Source organism: Polaromonas sp. Polasp52 (assembly GCF_059491565.1).
On record NZ_CP168513.1, the window covers coordinates 3,942,914 to 3,960,468 of the forward strand.

The 17,555-nt window shown below is 64.7% G+C and carries 6 protein-coding genes; 4 read left to right on the plus strand and 2 right to left on the minus strand.

Translation table 11 applies throughout. From position 1 onward, the window contains the following. The first annotated feature begins 17 nt into the window (after nucleotides 1-17). The 3 genes from ACEN9P_RS18525 to ACEN9P_RS18535 all read left to right on the plus strand — a co-directional run bounded on the left by ACEN9P_RS18525 (nucleotide 18) and on the right by ACEN9P_RS18535 (nucleotide 15,299). On the plus strand, nucleotides 18-13,403 hold the full coding sequence (locus ACEN9P_RS18525) for a LysM peptidoglycan-binding domain-containing protein (protein WP_495620090.1): 13,386 nt from the start codon (nucleotides 18-20) through the stop codon (nucleotides 13,401-13,403). A 5-nt stretch (nucleotides 13,404-13,408) separates the two neighbouring features. Further along, on the plus strand, nucleotides 13,409-14,050 hold the full coding sequence (locus ACEN9P_RS18530; protein ID WP_495620091.1) for a hypothetical protein: 642 nt from the start codon (nucleotides 13,409-13,411) through the stop codon (nucleotides 14,048-14,050). A gap of 508 nt (nucleotides 14,051-14,558) precedes the next feature. After that, nucleotides 14,559-15,299 carry a pseudouridine synthase gene (locus ACEN9P_RS18535; RefSeq protein ID WP_495620092.1) on the plus strand — a complete coding sequence of 247 codons (741 nt, stop codon included), beginning with the start codon at nucleotides 14,559-14,561 and terminating at the stop codon, nucleotides 15,297-15,299. 28 nt (nucleotides 15,300-15,327) lie between these two features. On the opposite strand, the gene ACEN9P_RS18540 is transcribed toward ACEN9P_RS18535, so the two are convergent. Continuing rightward, complete coding sequence (locus tag ACEN9P_RS18540; protein WP_495620093.1) at nucleotides 15,328-16,005, minus strand: hypothetical protein; 678 nt, start codon at nucleotides 16,003-16,005, stop codon at nucleotides 15,328-15,330. A 165-nt stretch (nucleotides 16,006-16,170) separates the two neighbouring features. On the opposite strand from ACEN9P_RS18540, the gene ACEN9P_RS18545 reads away from it, so the two are divergent. Next, nucleotides 16,171-16,761, plus strand: coding sequence for a putative pterin-binding protein (locus ACEN9P_RS18545; protein ID WP_495620094.1), 591 nt, complete (start codon nucleotides 16,171-16,173; stop codon nucleotides 16,759-16,761). A 3-nt stretch (nucleotides 16,762-16,764) separates the two neighbouring features. Here ACEN9P_RS18545 and ACEN9P_RS18550 read toward each other — a convergent pair whose 3' ends face one another. Next, complete coding sequence (locus tag ACEN9P_RS18550) at nucleotides 16,765-17,553, minus strand: alpha/beta fold hydrolase (RefSeq protein WP_495620095.1); 789 nt, start codon at nucleotides 17,551-17,553, stop codon at nucleotides 16,765-16,767. Between the last annotated feature and the right edge of the window lie 2 nt (nucleotides 17,554-17,555).

The following is a 17,555-nucleotide window of genomic DNA, read 5'->3' on the forward strand; positions in this document are numbered from 1 at the left end:
CATCGGGATGAAGCAACATGGTAGGAATCGTCAGCGGCAATAGCCTGGGCTTGGGTTCAACTTCTTTGGCCGTGTTGGGGCGAAACGGCTTGCTGGGCACGGCCGGGCAGGGGCGCAACGGCGAGCAGGCCTTTGTCAATGTCGCCAACGGCAACCTGGTGCTGCAGGACCGCGACGACTACCTGGTCGCCCACGGCGTCAACCTCACGGCGCTGCGCACCTACAACAGCCAGGGCAAACTCAACGACGACAACGCCGACAACTGGTCCATGGGGGCTTATGCCCAGCAGGTCAAGCTGACGGGCACGCTGAACGCCGCCGGCAGCACCCTCACCCGGACCGCCCGCGACGGAAGCGAATCCATCTACACCTGGGACGCGGCCCGGCTCGCCTATGTCAGCACCGACGGCGCCGGCGCCTACGACACCCTCAAGGCGGTCGGCAGCGACTATGTCTGGACCGACGGCGACAGCGGGCTCACCGAGACGTATGAGGCCGCCACCGGGCGGCTGACCAGCACCGCCGATGCCCGCGGCACGACGGCCAGCTATGCCTACAACGCCTCGGGTTTCCTCTCCAGCATGACCAGCGCCAGCGGGGATGTGACCTACCTCGACTACGTGGGCAGCAATGTCTCCAGGGTGCGCACCGTCAGGGCCGACAGCACGACGCTCACGCGCGTGGCCTACACCTACGACACCAGCAACCGCCTGTCGTCGGTGACGGTGGACCTGAGCCCGGAAGACGGCAGCACGGCGGACAACCATGTCTACCAGACGAGCTATACCTATGACGGCGCCAGCACGCGCGTGGCCTCCGTCACGCAAAGCGACGGCACCAGCCTGGCCTTCACTTATGTGCAAGTGGGTGCCGACTACCGTGTTGCCACCGTCACGGACGGGCTGAACCACACGACCAGCTACAGCTACGACACCGCCAGCCAGCGCACGACGGTGACCGACCCGCTGGGCCTGGTCACCCGCTACGAGTACGACGCCGCGGGCCAGCTTACCAAGGTCACGGCGCCGGCGGTGGGCGGCGTGTCGCAGGTCAGCAACTTCGCCTATAACGCCTCGGGCGACCTGGTCCAGGTCACCGATGCGCTGGGCCGGGCGCTGGTCATGCAGTACGACGCCAACGGCAACCAGGTGCTGCAGCGCGATGCGGCCGGCAACACCATCACGCGCACTTACGATGCCCGCAACCAGCTGCTGACGGAGTCGAGCTACACCGTGGCCGACCCGGATGGCGCGGGCGCCGGCCAGCCGTCCTCGCCGCTCACGACACGTTATGTATACGACGCGGCCAACAAAAACCTGCTGCGGTTTGTGCTGAGCCCCGCGGGCCGGGTGACGGAGTTCCGCTACAACGCCTGGGGCGAACAGGTCAGCAGCATCCAGTACGGCGCGGCGGCCTACAACGTGGCCGCCCTGGGCGCCACGGCGGTTCCCACGGAAGCGGCCATGGCGACTTGGGCCGGTTCGCAAAACCTGGCCCTGAGCACGCGCTCCGACCGGGTGCTGGACGCGCGCGGCCAGCTGCAGTCGGTCACGGTGTTCGCCAAGGTCGACGCCTCGGGCAACGGCGTTTCCGACGGCAGCCAGTCGACGACGCAATACATCTACGACCAGGCCGGCCTGCTGCTCAAGACCATCTCGGGAACCTCGGGTGTCAACCTGTACACCTACGACGGCCTGGGCCGCGTGCTGTCGGTCCAGAACGCGCTGCTGCAGACCACGCTGACCAGCTACGACGACGCGGGCAACAAGACCACCGTCAGTTTTGCCAACGGCCTGTCGACCAGCCGCGTGTACGACGCCGCGGGCCGCCTCGTCAGCGTGACGCAGAGCAGCGCGCAGACGGCCAACCTGGGCACCACGCTGTATTTCTACGACGCCGACAACCGCCTCACGATGACGCAGGACCCGACGGGCGTGCGGGCCTGGATGCTGTATGACGACGCCGGCCGCAAGACGGCCGACATCGACGGCAATGGAAGCCTGACCGAATACGTCTACGACGCGAACAACCACGTCACCCAGAGCATCGCCTACGCGGCCGCGGTGAACGTGGCGAGCCTGGTCGACGGCGCGGGCCAGCCGCTGAACCCGGCCCTGGCCAGCGTTCGCCCCGCCACCGGTGCCTCGGACATCAAGTCCTGGCGCATCTACGACAGCGCCGGCCGCCTGGTGAAAACGGTTGACGGGCAGGGCGCGGTCGCCGAGATGAAATACGACGGGGCCAACCGCCTTGTTTCGGTCACGCGTTACGCCAACCTGGTTTCCACCGCGGCCCTGGGCGCCGCCCCGGCCTCCGGCAGTGTCGTCCCCACCCCGAATGCGGGCGCCGACCGGGTGCAGAGAAGTTTTTACGACGACGACGGCCTGCTGCGCGCAAGCCTGGATGCCGAGGGTTACCTCACGGAGTTCAAATATGACAGCGCGGGCCGGCTGGTCGGCCGCACCGCCTACGCCACCGCGACCGCCCAGGCCCAGCGCGCCAGCGGCACGCTGGCCCAGCTGCTGCCGGCCACGGATGCCAAGGACATCACCACGCGCCTGGTACTCAACGCCAAGGGGCAGGTGGCGGCCGAGGTCGACGCCGAAGGCTACCTGACCGAAAAGGTTTACGACGCCAACGGCAACCTCACGCAGAGCGTGCGCTACGCCACGGCGGTCAGTGCCGGCGCCCTGGCCGCCTTCAGCGCCAGCACGACGGTCGCGGACCTGCGCCCGGCCGCCAGCGCGGAAGATCGCAGCAGCAGCGCGACCTACGATCTGCTCAACCGTGTCGCCACCTCGACCGACGCTGCCGGGACCGTCACCCAATTCACTTACGACACCGCCGGCAATCTGACGCAAAAAGTCTCCGCGGCCGGCACGTCGGAGGCCCGCACGCTGACCGCGAAATACGACCTGCAGGGCCGGCTGGTCGGTGAGCTCACCGGCGTCGGCAGCGCGCTGCTGACCGGCGGCCTCACGCAGGCCCAGATCGACCTGGTCTGGAGCCAGTACGGCCTGGCCCACAGCTATGACGCCGCGGGCCGGCGCACCAGCACCACCGACGGTTACGGCAACAAGACGCTGTTCTTCTACGACGCCGACGGGCACCTGACACATACCGTCAACGCCCTGGGCGAAGTGCGCGAGAGCCAGTACAACGCCCTGGGGCAGCTGTCCTCCACCGTGACCTACGGCACGCGCATCAGCCTGGCCGGGCTGGCCGGCGGGCTGGTCAACACCGCGCTGACCTCGGCCATCACGGCCAACGTGCTGCTCGACAGCAAGGTCAGCTACACCTACAACAGCTACGGCGGCCTGGCCAGCAGCACCGACGCGCTGGGCAATGTCACCGCCCTGGGCTACAACGCCTTCGGGGACGAAGTCAGCCGCGTGCAGGACCTGGGCGCTTCGCAGACCCTGACAAAGACCACCACGGTGGACCGCCGCGGCCTGGCAACCGGGACCGTGCTCGATGCCAGCGGCATCAACGCCATCAGCTCCGCCGTGTACGACGCCTTCGGCCGTCTCACGAGCAGCACCGACGCCAACAACCACGTCAGCAGCCGCAGCTTCGACCGGCTGGGCCGCGTCATCACCAGCCTGGACCCGCTCAACGTCAGCCGCGGCAGCAGCTACGACGCCTTCGACAGGGTGCTCACGCAGACCGACGGCCTCGGCAAGGTCACCAGCTACAGCTACAACAAGGCGCTCAGAAGCATCACGGTGACCACGCCCGAGAGCATCAGCGTCACCACGGTGCAGACCCGCCTGGGCCAGACCCAGAGCGTCACCGACGGGCTGGGCAACACCACCAGCTTTGCCTACGACCTCAACGGCAACCTGCTCAGCACCACGACGGCGCTGACCACCACGAGCCAAAGCTATGACCGGAACAACCGGCTGGCGAGCACGACGGACGCCAACGGCAACCAGGTGGTGCTGGCCTATGACGCGGCCGGCCGTGTCCTGACTCGCACCGTGGACCCGGCAGGGTTGAACCTCACGACCACCTACGGCTACGACGCCAAGGGCCAGCAGGTCACCGTCACCGACCCCGCCGGCCACGTGAGCCAGTTCAGCTTCGACCTCAAGGGCCAGCTGACCCAGCAGGCCATAGACCCGGCCGGCCTGAACCTCGTCACCGCCTACAGCTACGACGGCCGCGGCAAGACCCTGACGGTCACCGACCCGCGCGGCACGGTGACCCGCTACACCTACGACAAGCTCGGCCGCCGCACCCTGGAGCAGGTCGACCCCACCGGGCTCAACCTCACGCGCAGCTACGCCTACGACAAGGGCGGCAACGTCACCAGCGCTACCGATGCCAACGGCAAGCTCACGCGTTATGCCTACGACGCCGGCGACCGCCTGGTCTACACCGTGGACGCGTCCGGAAACGTCAGGCAGAACGGCTTTGACGCCCAAGGCCGGATCGTCAAGACCACGGTGTACGCCACCGCCCTCGCGCCCGCAGACCTGGCCGGCCTTCCGGCCGCCGCCACCGTGGCCCAGATCCAGGCCAAGGTGGTTGCCGCCGCGAGTTTTGACGCCGTGGAAAACCGCGTCTACGACAAGGACGGCCGGCTCACCGCCACCGTCAACGCCCTGGGTGAAGTGGTCAAGTACACCTACGATGCGGCCGGCAACGTCATCGAGCGTGTGGCCTATGCCAACCGCGTGGCCATGTCGGGCGGCAGCGCCTGGGTGGCCGGAACCCTGCCCGCGCCGGTGGCCGACGCGGCGCACGACCAGCGCATGCGCACGGTCTATGACCAGCTGGGCCGCGCGATATTCTCCCTGGACAGCACGGGCGCCGTCGTCAAGCAGACCTTTGACGGCAACGGCAATGTGCTGGAGCGGCTGGCCTATGCCAAGCCGATTGCGCCGGCCACCGCCGCCACCGCTGCTGCCATTACGGCCGCCGTGGTGGCATCCGGCAACGATGCGCGTGTGCGCAATGTGTATGACGCCGCCAACCGGCTGGTGTACCGCGGCGACGGTGTCGGCGCCGTCACCCGCTTCGTCTACGACGCCAGCGGCAACACCGTCAAGACCATCCAGTACGCCACGGCCGTCGCTGGCACGGCCGCGCCGGCCAGCGTCAGCGCCTCCGCCGCCGACCGCATCACCGTGTTTGCCTACGACAAGGCCAACCGCCAGACCTTTAGCGTCGACGCCCTGGGTGGCGTGACGAAATACATTTACGACGCCAACGGCAATGTGGCGCAAAAGCTGGCCTATGCCACGGCTGTCACGCCGCCCGTGGCCGCCACCACGCCCGATGCCGACGCCATCCAGGCCTCCCTGGTTGCCAACACCACCAACGACCGCGTGGAGCGCTTTGCCTACGACCTGGCAAACCGCCAGGTCTTCCGCATAGACGCCGGCGGGGCCGCGACCGAAACCACGTTTGACGCCGCCGGCAATGCCGTGCAGACCCGGCGCTACGCCGCGCTGGTCGACGTATCGACCCTGCCTGCCGTGGCCTCGGCCTCCGCCGTCGCGCTGCTGGTGGTGGCCAACGCGACAAACGACCGTGTCGAAAAACGCGCCTTCGACGCCAGCAACCGCCAGGTCTACGGCGTGGACGCCCTGGGTTATGTCCGCAAGACGGTGTACGACGGCACCGGCGCCATCAAGGGCGTGACCGAATACGCCACCGCCATACCGGCGGCCACCGCCGGCACGGCCGCTGCGATCGCCGCCGCCATCGTGACCTCGACCGCGAATGACCGCAGCAGCAGCTTTGTTTATGACGCCGCCGGCCGCCTGACCGGCAGCACCGACGCCCTGGGCTTTACCGAGTCCAACACCTACAACGCCCTCGGTGAAAAACTCACGTTCACCAACAAGAACGGCGCCACCTGGAACTACGACTACGATGCGGGCGGCCGCCTCATCACCGAGACCTCGCCCCTGGTCGCGGTGACCGGCCTGCAGGTCAACGCCACGACCGGCCAGCTGGAAGTCAACCCCGCGCTCAGCGGCAATGCCAGCATCGTGACCCGCATGAGCTACGACTCGCTGGGCAACCTGCTGTCGCGCACCGAAGCCTCGGGCCGCGCTGAAGAGCGCACCACCAGCTACGAGTACGACGCCGTCGGCCACCAGGTCAAGACCATCTACCCGCCGGTGTCGGTCTACAACGCCGCCGCCGACAACATCACCGTCAACGGCGCCACCGGCCTTGCCACGCGGACCGAAACCCTGCAGACGCTGAGCAGCCACACCAGCTACGACGTGTTCGGCAATGCCGTCGCCAACCGCGACGTCGCCGGCGCCATGAGCTACAAGGCCTACGACAAGCTGGGCCGGGTGCGCTATGACGTCGATGCCCTCGGCTTTGTGACCGGCTATGCGCGCAACACCTGGGGCGAGGTCACCACGCTGACGCGTTACGGTTCGGCCACCACGCTGCTCACCGGCAACCCCGCGCAGCTCAGCGGCACGCAGATCAGCACCGCCCTGGCCGCGGCCGGCTTCAGCCACAGCATGGACCGCATCCTGCTGACCGAATACGACCGCCTGGGCCGCGTTGCCAAGGTGATTGAGCCGCAGGGCTACGCCTACGATTCGACGGCCGCCGCGGGCGCGCAGTACTTCACCGCGGGCAAGACCACACGCAACAGCTACAACGCCTTCGGCGACCTGAGCCGCGTCGCGCTGCTCAAGAATGCCGTCACCGATACCTGGACCACGACCGAGTATTTCTACGACTTGCGCGGAGGGCAGACGGCCATCGTCGACGCCATGGGTTACCTGACGACCCAGGCTTTTGATGGTGCCGGCAATATCGTGGACCACACCGAATACGCCACCGCCATCGTGGGCTGGAACAGCGCCATCGCGCATGCCTCGGCGCCCGCGCCCGTCACTTCCGCCAACGACGACCGCAAGATCACCTCGGTGTTCGACCGCAACAACCGCAAGCTCTCGGACACCCGCGTCAATGTGCTGTACAGCGTCTCCACCGCCAGCACCACCGGCGTGCGCGGCAACGCGGTCACCAGCTACCTCTACGATGCCGTCGGCAACACCACGGCCACCACCGACGCCAACGGCGCCACCACCTACAGCTATTACGATGCGATGGGCCGCGTGACGGCCGTGGCCGAACCGGCGCGCATCGACGTGGTCACGCCAGGCACCAACGTGGTCCTCACGCCGCTCACGCTGTTCCGCCGCGATGCCTACGGCAACGTGGTCAGCAAGGTGCAACTCGCCAACGGCGCGGCGACCGCGACCGCCACGGCCTTCACCCAGGGCGCGGCCTCCGGCGCGGACCGCACCACGCTGACCGCCTACGACCGCGCGGGCCATGCCACCCAGGTGACGGACGCGCTGGGCTACAACCACTACAGCTCCTACGACGCGCACGGCCACATCGCCAAGGAATGGCAGGCCGTCACCGGCAACGACGGCGTCACCCGGACCAAGTTCCGCGCCTACCAATACGACAAGCTGGGTCGCCAGACCCACGTCATAGACCCGGCCTCGACCACGGTGCTGCAGAGCGGGCTGACCACGACCTTCACCTCGGACACTTATTCCTACGTCGCGTACAACGAAAGCGGCAGTTATATGTTCACGGGGGCCGGCAACAGCGCAACCCTCGGCTGGTCGTCGCTGATTGATGCGAGCGGCGGCCTGGTGCGTGTTCAGATCGACTACCAGACCGTTGCAGTCCCCCAATTTGTCGGGGCCGGTGAGAACGGTGTCCCTGTTTTTGTGCCGGGCGCGCCCCACGCCGCCACCGTGGTCCAGGATTTCAATGCCGCGGCCGCGAGCGGCGGCGTCACGCTTTCATGGCTCAATGCCGGCTATTCCGATGGCGGCATCTCGCAGCTGTCCACCATACGCGTGTGGCAGCAGAATGCGAGCGGCAACTTCGTCATCAAGTGGCAGGGCAGCCCGGCGCAGGCCAACGGCTCCGGCATCACCAACGTCAGCCAGCAGCAGGCCGGCCTGGTCGACACCGCGGTCGAATACAACGCCTTCGGCGAAGTCGTCCGCAAGGGCATCAACGGCGGGCGCGAAGAGTATTTTGACTACGACAACGCCGGCCATCTCTGGCGCACCAACAGCGGCGACGGCATTGCCAAGGTGTCGCTCTATGACCTGCAGGGGCACCAGACCGCGGATATCCGCAGCGCCGGCTCCGGGCGCGGCAACCTCAACTTGCTGGCCTATGCGAGCGCCGACCAGGTGGCCGGCCTGGCCGACGTGCGGCGCAACGACGTGAAGTATGACGAGCTCGGCCACGTCACCCAGCAGCTGCAAGCCGAACGCCTGACGACCCAGGGCGGCGTCACCGTCCGCTCCAACCAGGCCAACGCCGGCATCGCCTCGGCTTCTTATCCCGCCTACGACTGGAACGGCAACAGCGCCGGCTGGAACGGCAGCAACAACGTCTACCTGACCTGGTCGTCCCTTGCCAATCTGGGCGGCGGCGACATCCTGGTCAGCATGGACTATGTGACCCAGCCGTATACCTACGTCCTCGGCCAGACCATGGTCCTCGGCGAAAACGGCATGTACAGCCCGGCCACGGACGAGTCGGGCAACGTCATCGGAGTCAGGGTTCCGGTGGCCGCGGCCGCCAGGAACATCACCCGCACCCTGACCGCGGACCAGGCCGCCAGCGGCATGACCATGAGCTGGATTGACTCGGGTACCGAAGGCGGCCTCGCCGGCGTGACGCGTTTGCAACTGTACAAAAAAGACTACCAGGGCAACTGGCGGCTCATCACCGACCGCAGCAGCGGCAGCTTCGGCACCAGCGGCAACAGCATAGAGCTGACGGCGCCGGCCGACGCATCGACCACGCTGCAGTTGCAGCTGCGCCCGGTCGGCGCCACCACACCGGTGGAGACCGTCAGCCTGCTCAATTTCGGCGACGCGCTGCGTTATGACGCCGGCAGCCGCAACCTCGCGGCCTACGAATACCAGGTGCTGACCACGGTGGCCGGCGGGGCCACCACGAGTTCGGGCTGGCTGCCTGTGCCCGTGTCCGGGGCGACGGCCGGCACCAGCCAGTGGAGCCGGCCGGTCGTCAACCAGAAGACCGACCGCTGGGGCAATGTGCTGGAGATCAACGACCCGCGCGCCCTGGGTTGGAAGACCACCTACAGCTACAACGCCGGCAACCAGGTCGTGCGCCAGAGCCAGGCCGACACCGACGGCAACCAGAGCGCGGCCAGCCCGGTCACCAATATTTATTACGACCGCATGGGCCGGCAACTGGCCACGACGGACGCGCGCGGCAACAGCAACCTGCAGGAGTTTGACGCCGCCGGCAACCTCGTCAAGGAGACCCATGCCGACGCTGGCATCGTGAACTACCGCTACGACGTCTTCGGCAACAAGGTGCAGGTCAAGGACACGCGCGGCTTTATCACCACCTTCAACTACGACAAACTCAACCGGCTGCTCAGCACGGTGCGGCCGGTAGTGAGTGTCTATACAGTGGGCGCCTCCAACTCGATGACTTATGTCAACGGCCGCGCCATCACGGAAACCAACACCTGGGACCAGGCCGGGCGCAAGCTCACCTCGACCAACGGCAACTACGAGACGCTCAGCTACAGCTACGACATGCTGGACAACGTCGTGGCGACCCGCCAGCCCCTGGGCCAGACCGTCAAGGCCACCTTCGACCTGCGCGGGCGCAAGTCCGCCGAAGTGGATGCCAACAACAACAGCGCCACCTGGAGCTACGACTACTTTGGCCAGCTCTACGGCCACACCGACCTGGGCGGGGCCAAGTTCAGCTATGCCTATGACAATGCGCGCCAGCTGGTGGTGCAAACCAGCACCCGCGGCCAGTACCTGATCTACGGCTACGACGCCGCGGGCCAGCTGGTCCGCAACACCGATGCGGCACTCGGCAAGGTCACGACCTATGCCTGGGACCTGGGCGGCCATTCCGTGCGCGAGAAAGTCGTGCAGGGCGGGGTCACCTACCAGGACAACTCCATGGCCTACGACGCGCTGGGCCGGCTGCGCTGGGTGGGCGACACCCGCGCCTTCATCAACCTGGACTACGACAAGATGGGCAACCGTACGCGTATCCAGACCCACGTCATCACCGGCAGCGGCGCCTCGGACGCGGACCGCTACTTCCAGTACGACGCCATGAACCGCCAGACCGTGGTCGACGCGGTGGACGCCGCCGGCAACCTTGGTTCGGTGGGCCACCGCATCACCTACGACGGCAACGGCAACCGCACCAGCGACACCTTCCTGGGCACCCGCGTGGGCAGCGTGCAGGTGGTGGACCACTACAACCCCGTCTACGGCGCCATTCCGGTTCTCAATGAATACGGGCAGCCCACTTACGACGAATCCGGCAACCCGATCACGACCTGGGGCATCGTCGGTTACAGTCCGGTTTACCGCACCGACCTCTATGGCTACCAAGGTACCAGCACCGAGGTCTATAACTACGACGGCCTGAACCGCCTGACCGGTGTGGTCAAGGACGGCGTGCAGCTGGACTACCGTTATTACGACGGTGCGAGCCGCGTGCTGCAAACCGGTCCGGCCGGCACCTTGTCGACCGCCTATATCAACGCGTTGACCGGCGGCGCATCGGGCGCCAGCGGTTCCGAGACGCGCGTCAACCGCTTCGACGCCAACGGCCGCATGCTGTACCAGCGCGTCCTCAAAAGCGACAACAGCGCCAAATACGACATCAACTACAGCAGCTACGACGCCGCCGGCAACCTGCAAAGCTATTCCCTGCAGAACTACGAGGGCACGGCCTACACCAACTACTACAGCTACGCGCAGAACCGGTTTGACGGCTACAAGGAAGCCGCTGTCAACGGCACCAGCACCTACTTTCAGCCCGGCACGACGACCAGCTACTACGACGCCAACGGCTACCTGACGGCTGTCACCGACAGCACCAACGGCGCCGCCAACCGCAGCTTCGTCAACGATGCCTCGGGCAAGGCCTTGTACACCGCCCAGAACGGCCAGGTCCAGCGCCAGCTGATCGTGGCCGGCGAGGTGCTGGGCCGCTACGGCAACGCCGCCAGCGGCGCCAACGTGGTGGACTTCAACTTCGGCTACCAGCCTATCAACGGCAACTACCCGAAATCCAGCCCGGGCACCTACATCGTCGCGCCCAACGACACCCTGCAAAGCATTGCCAGGGGCGCCTACGGCGACAGCTCGCTGTGGTACCGCATCGCCGAGGCCAACGGCCTCTCAGGCGACAGCGACCTGAGGATAGGCCAGACCCTGACCATCCCCAGCCGGGTCGGGACCATCAACAACAACGCCAGCACCTTCAAGCCCTACGACCCGAGCGCGATGGTGGGCGACACCACGCCCAACCTGCCCACGCCTCCGCCGCCGGCGCAGGATGATGATGGCTGCGGTGTCATTGGGCAGATCATCGTGGTTGTCATTACGGTGGTGGTGTCCATCTTTGTGCCCCTGCCAGCCATACCTGCCGCCATGCTGGGGTCCTTCATGGGCCAGGTCGCCGGAAACGCACTGGGCGTGCAGGACGGCATCAGCTGGGAAGGGATTGCCCTTGCCGGTGTCAGCGCCGGCATCAGCGAAGGCCTGAGCGAATTTATTCCCAAGGAAGTGGTTGCGACCTTGGGTAAAACAGGCACGGCCATCGTCAAGGCCGCGGCCGCCAACGCCTTGACGCAGGGCATTGGTGTCATCACCGGCTTGCAGGATCACTTCGATTGGAGAGGCGTGGCCGCCGCTGCGGTGGGCACTGCCGTGGGCTTGGGGGTCGGGGATGCGCTGGGGCTGCCCGGCGATGGCCTGGCCCCGGGAATGGGCATGGGAGAGTTCATCGCAAAGTCGGCCATCAAGAGCCTGGCCTCGGGCGCCGCGACCGCAATAGCCCGTGGCGGTAGGGTCAGCGTGCAGCAGGTTGCCATGGATGCGTTTGGTAATACGCTAGGAGAGTCCCTGAGGGGTTATGTTGGGCAGGGCAGTGGCCCTGTTGTCGGTCAGCAGGAGGAGCAACTCCTCCAGGCTGAGCAGTCGGTGAGTGGCTTTGGGCGCGAGGAGGGTTATCACTACCTTGGCGGCTCTGCTGTTGATCGCCAGGAGGAGCAACTCGTCCAATCCGCACAGTCGGCTATCGGCTTCGGGCGCGAGGAGGGTTATCAGTACCTTGGTGGGCCCTTCCAGGCTGCATCGGCGAGTGGCGGTCTGTACTTGAACAGTGCGCAGGAGACGCGTCCTCAATTCGGCGAGACCATGGCCGACTATGGTGAGGACTATGTTGACGGTTGGGATAATGAGAACAAGCCCACAGACATGGGCTGGGGCAGCGGCTTGCGCCTGGGTGGTGGTATGGGTCTGCGCTTCTCGCGTGGTGTCGTGGCTGATTGGAATACGCGGGTGAATGCGGGCATTTCGTTGGCAGCAGCTCAGCTTGACGACGATCTGCCCACCCAGGCGCCCAAACCCGGCATGATCCTGACGGATGCTGGTTGGTGGGATCCCGATGCGTCAGCCGGATACGAGGGGGATATTGAGGGCCGACAGTTTGCCGATGCATCAAAAGTGTTGAGCACCACCACGCCAAGCACCAAGCTTGACAAAATGGGGCAGCCGCTGAGCGGGCGATCCAACTACAACGCGTTCAGCAAGTTTGGCGAAATCGCTGGTGGCTTCACAAATGATCCGCTTGGGACATTGGGCAAGCTCGCCGATTGGGCCACCTACACGGTGCCAGATGCGCAGCAACAGGCCGCCGAGATAAATGCCCGGTACGGACCCGATCCCAGATTCCAGATGCTGGATGGCATGCTAGCTAGTACATTGGGAGGCATTGCCGCAGGAGCGGCTAATCTTGCAGGATTGAGTCCGGAGGCTCAGCGTGCGGCTTTGGGTCTGGGTACGTCATTGGACGGTTTGGGCATGGCTGCGGTGGGTTTGGCTGGGCGCGCTCCCGCATATACCGGGGCGCAACGTCCGGGCACATTCGAGACTCAGTCGTCGTATACGTCGACCAGTACGGACTATCTTGCGGGACGAACTCGCGCCGACAAGTTGGAAATGGGCATTCGCTTTGAGACTGTTCAGGGAACACTCGATAACTACAGTCTCTATGGTGGTCGTTCAGTAACCCAGCTTTACGTGCGAGCCTTCGACGACAATGGCGGATTGTTACCTGGTAGCGTGCGACTAGATCGCGTTGGCCTGCGGGCCAATGGTACTTATGATTTAATTGACTATAAGCTATCGACCAATTCGCCTGTGACAGAGAATCAGGGCTTTCATTACCCGGCTCTTGCGAAGAACGGGGGAGTTGTTAGTGGCTTGCGGGGCGACTCGATTGACTTGCCAAAGGGCACAGTGATACCTCCTTCATCGGTACAAATTCGGCCCGGACCGATACCGAAAATTCCCGGAAGATAAATGAGATGGATCGAATAGAAAAAGCCATTTGCAAACTCCTTGAACCAACGCTCAAGCGTCATGGTTTCGAGCTGCGCAAGAATTGGGGGTACTTTGTCAAAGAGCAGTCTTATGGATTTGACGCGTTGCTGATTGTGAATCAAGGTACGGCGCTGGGCCGTTTCTTTGAAATCAACTTCTCTTTCAGAATTCGACATGATCAAGTAGAGGTGCCCTGGAATACTTTGGGTCTGATCTACGGCGAAGATGCGCGAAAAGAGACTACGACTCTCGGATTGCTTACCCCCCGTGGACGACAAGCCGTACCCCTGAAAGTTGCTCCCGAGTCGATGGAAGAGGACATCCCGAGCGTTGCTCGTGAAATCGAAGCCACCTTCACTCAAGTGGCGCTGCCGTTCTATCAGCGCTTTTCCGATCTGGAGGAAATCGAGGAGTTAGCCAACAAAGCGCCACTGGCCGATATCGATCCTTATGGCGTGGGTGGGCCGATGGAGCACCGCGCCATGCGCAGTCTGCTGTTGGCCAAAGCAGTGAACCCCGAGCGGTACGCTGCTGTGCGCGATACCTTTTTGACGCTGGACAAAGGTATGTTTCCTCATGAAAAACGAATGGAAATGCTTCGGCGTGTGGATGAAATGCAGTTGTGAACGAGTGTCTCGCTCCAGCATCCACGAAGCCGAGACCCTGACGATGCGAGTCATTTTTTCACGAGCCTTGAAACATGAATGTGTCCTCTTGCGTGAAGACCAACACGAAGGCGCCTGAAAAAACCATCACGTGGCTGGCGATGTCGCCCTTGACCATGCCTGCCGAGAGGGCGTGATTCCGCCGCTTAAAAGCCGGCGAAAGGGATATGGGTGGGATCTATCGCAAACCTTGAAGCGACTTCCGCCCGTGTCTTGTCAAGCCACTCCAGGTGGGGAACTGCGACAGCAACAAGACTCCGCGCTGCTCTGCGTACTCGATAAAGGAGGGCAGCATCTTGTCGACGCTGTCGCCGGCGCCGTGAAACGTCAACACAACGCCGTTGGCGAGGACACGGAGCACGATTAGCACCGCGTCCGCTCCTCGGCAATGCCCAGCCCGCAGGCAAGGGCTGTTGATTTGGCCTGCCGTCTGAGCAAAACGAGAGCTGTGCCCGGCGACAATACCCCCATGGCAAGCACACAACTCCAGGAAATCCTTTTCTCCCAGGGCTTTGGCACACGGCGCGTGTGCGCGGGGCTGGTTCAACAAGGCTATGTGGCGGTAGCGGGCGCGCCTTGCGACGATCCGTCCGCTGAATTCGAGCCCAGCGAAGGCCTGCGCTTCACGGTGCAGGGCACGGACTGGGAATACCATGAAAAAGCCTATTTGATGCTGCACAAGCCCGCGGGTTATGAGTGTTCGCAAAAGCCCAGCGCCTATCCGAGCATCTACACGCTGCTGCCGGCGCCGATACGCCAGCGCGGCGGCGGTGCGGCGGCCGGTGTGCAGGCGGTGGGGCGGCTGGACCAGGACACGACGGGTTTGCTGCTGCTGTCGGACGACGGCAAGTTCATCCATCGCATGAGTTCGCCCAAGCACCATGTGCCCAAGGTGTATGAGGTGCGCGCCAAGCACCCGGTGGACGACAAACAGGTGGCCAAACTGCTGGCCGGCGTGGTGCTGGACGACGACCCCAAGCCGGTGCGGGCCGCGGCCTGCGAAAAAACCGGCGAGCACCAGCTGAGCCTGACATTGACCGAAGGCAAATACCACCAGGTCAAGCGCATGATTGCCGCCGTGGGCAACCGCGTGGAAGAGGTGGGCGGCCTGCACCGTTCGCGCATAGGCTCGCTGGACTTGCCGGCCGACCTCAAGGCGGGCGAATGGCGCTGGCTGACGGCGCAGGACCTGGCGCGCATCGCGGGCTGAGCATGGCCGGGCGCCTCGCCGGTCCCACTTATCGCAATTCGGCCGGGCGGGTGTTGGACTGTATGAGGAAGGAGTCGTGCCAGTGGCCGGGCATGCTGCTGGTGTGTTCCTGGTCCATGAGCGTGCGTATCTGGCGTTGTTGTGCCAGCGTGTGTTTCAGGCTGAGCCGTGCGGTTTCGAGGGCCGCCTCTTCACGTTTGAGGTGCCGGTTTTTGGTGGCTTCTTCGCCGAGGAATTCGTTGCGGAGTGCGTCTTGGTCCGGCAGCATGGAAGGGTTGAGCACCACATAACAAATGCCGCACTGGGCCAACAAATTGCTTTTCAGGTTTCTGGCTTTGCGGGACAGGCCGAAGGACTTGGGCACGTCGACGCAGCCGACCACATGGCCGTCGCTGGCGCAGACCGAAAACGTGCAGGTGGTGTTCTGAAGCATTTCATACCAGTACAGGCTGTTTTCATTGGCGTTGGGCCGGGTGAAGCGGGTCACCGGCATCTTGACCAGCACATGGTGGTCGTCAAAGGTGTTGATCATCCAGTGCCAGACCCGCAACTCTTCGCTGTTCATCAGAACCCGCGCATGCAGGGGCCAGTGTTGAGGAATGCGGCGTTTCCCCCGGTTTACCCAGCGTGACCACAGGCTGTACCATTCGGCGACGTGCTCCATGTGGGGCTGCTCCGCCGGCGACCATTCCGAGTTTCTGTACATGACGAACTCCTGGTTGTTACGGGTACTTACAATATGCGACTATTTGCCTACTTTGTCTTGAGGTTTATCACGGTGATTTGCTTTATTAGTGACTAAGTGTGAATTTTTAGACGAAAACTCCGTCGCCGGCAGTGTGTAGAACTTGCAAAAAAGGGAGAGAAATCCATGGACAAACGCAGATTTATGGGTGTGGCGGCCTTGGGCGCCGCCGCCCTGCCTGGAATGGCACAGGCCCAGCTGGCGCCCAAGGCGCAAAAAGGCCCGACGGTGCTGACCGTCAGCGGGCTGATAGGCGCGGGCAACCGCGGCGCCCTCGATCCGGCGCTGGACCAGATGATGGCCAAGCAGAAGATCAAATTCGACAAGGCGCAGGCCTTTGATTTCGCCACCCTGGCCGCGCTGCCGGCCGTCACCATCAAGCCCACGCTGGAATACGACAACAAGCCGCACACGCTCAAAGGCCCGCTGCTGGCTGATGTGCTCAAGGCCAGCGGCGTGAAGCTCACCGACAAGACCACGGTGTTTGTGCGCGCGGTGGACGGCTATGCGGCCCAGGTGACGGCCGCCGAGCTCGGCAAATACCGCTTTATCGTCGCCACCCACATGGACGGCCAGCCTTTGTCACTGGGCGGGCTGGGGCCGCTGTGGGCCGTGTATGACGCGGACCGTTTCCCCGAGATGGCGGCCAAGCCGATCTCCGCGCGTTTTGCCTGGTGCCCCTGGGCGACCTATCACATCGAGGTCAAAGAGGCCTGAGTTTCAGCGCGCGGCCTTCAGGAAGTCGGTGATCGCTTCCACGGTCTGGCCGGGCTGGTCGCGCTGGGGCGAATGCCCGCAGGCCGCCAGCCGCAGCTGCCGGGCATGGGGCGCCACCTGTGCGATTTCATCGAGCTGGCGCATCGTGCCGTACTCGTCGTCCAGGCCCTGGATCAGCAACAGCGGCGCCGTGATGCGGCTGCAGTCCTCGCGGATGTCGAAGCGGCGAAAGGCTTCGGACAGCCAGATGTCGTTCCATTGCCAGAAGGCCGTGTCGACATCGGCGTGGTAGCGTGCCAGGCGATCGCGCAATCCCCCTGACTCAAACGCCGTACGGGCTTGGGTGATGGCCTGCACGGCAATGTCTTCCACCAGCACATGCGGCGCCATGGCGATGCAGGCCGAGACCGGATGGCGGCTGGCGTGGAGCAGGGCGATGGTGGCGCCGTCGGAATGGCCCAGCAGCACAGGCCGGCTGATATCCAGGGCCCGCAGCAGGGCGGGCAGCACCTCCCAGGCTTCAGCGTGCATGTAGTCGGGCTGCAAGCGGCCGCTGCCGCGCACGTCGGGCACGGGCGCGGAATGACCGTAGCCGCGCCGCGAATACACGATGCCGGCCCGGCCTGTCGCCGCGCAGACGGCCTGCGGCCAGTCCAGCCCGCGCTGCGTCCACAAGGCGACCGAGCCCAGGCCTTCGTGCAGGAAAACAATCGGGGCCAGGTCGGGCTGACCGGTGATGCGCCTCAATTCCAGGCGCATACCGTTGATCTCCAGCATCTGCGTCATATCCATCG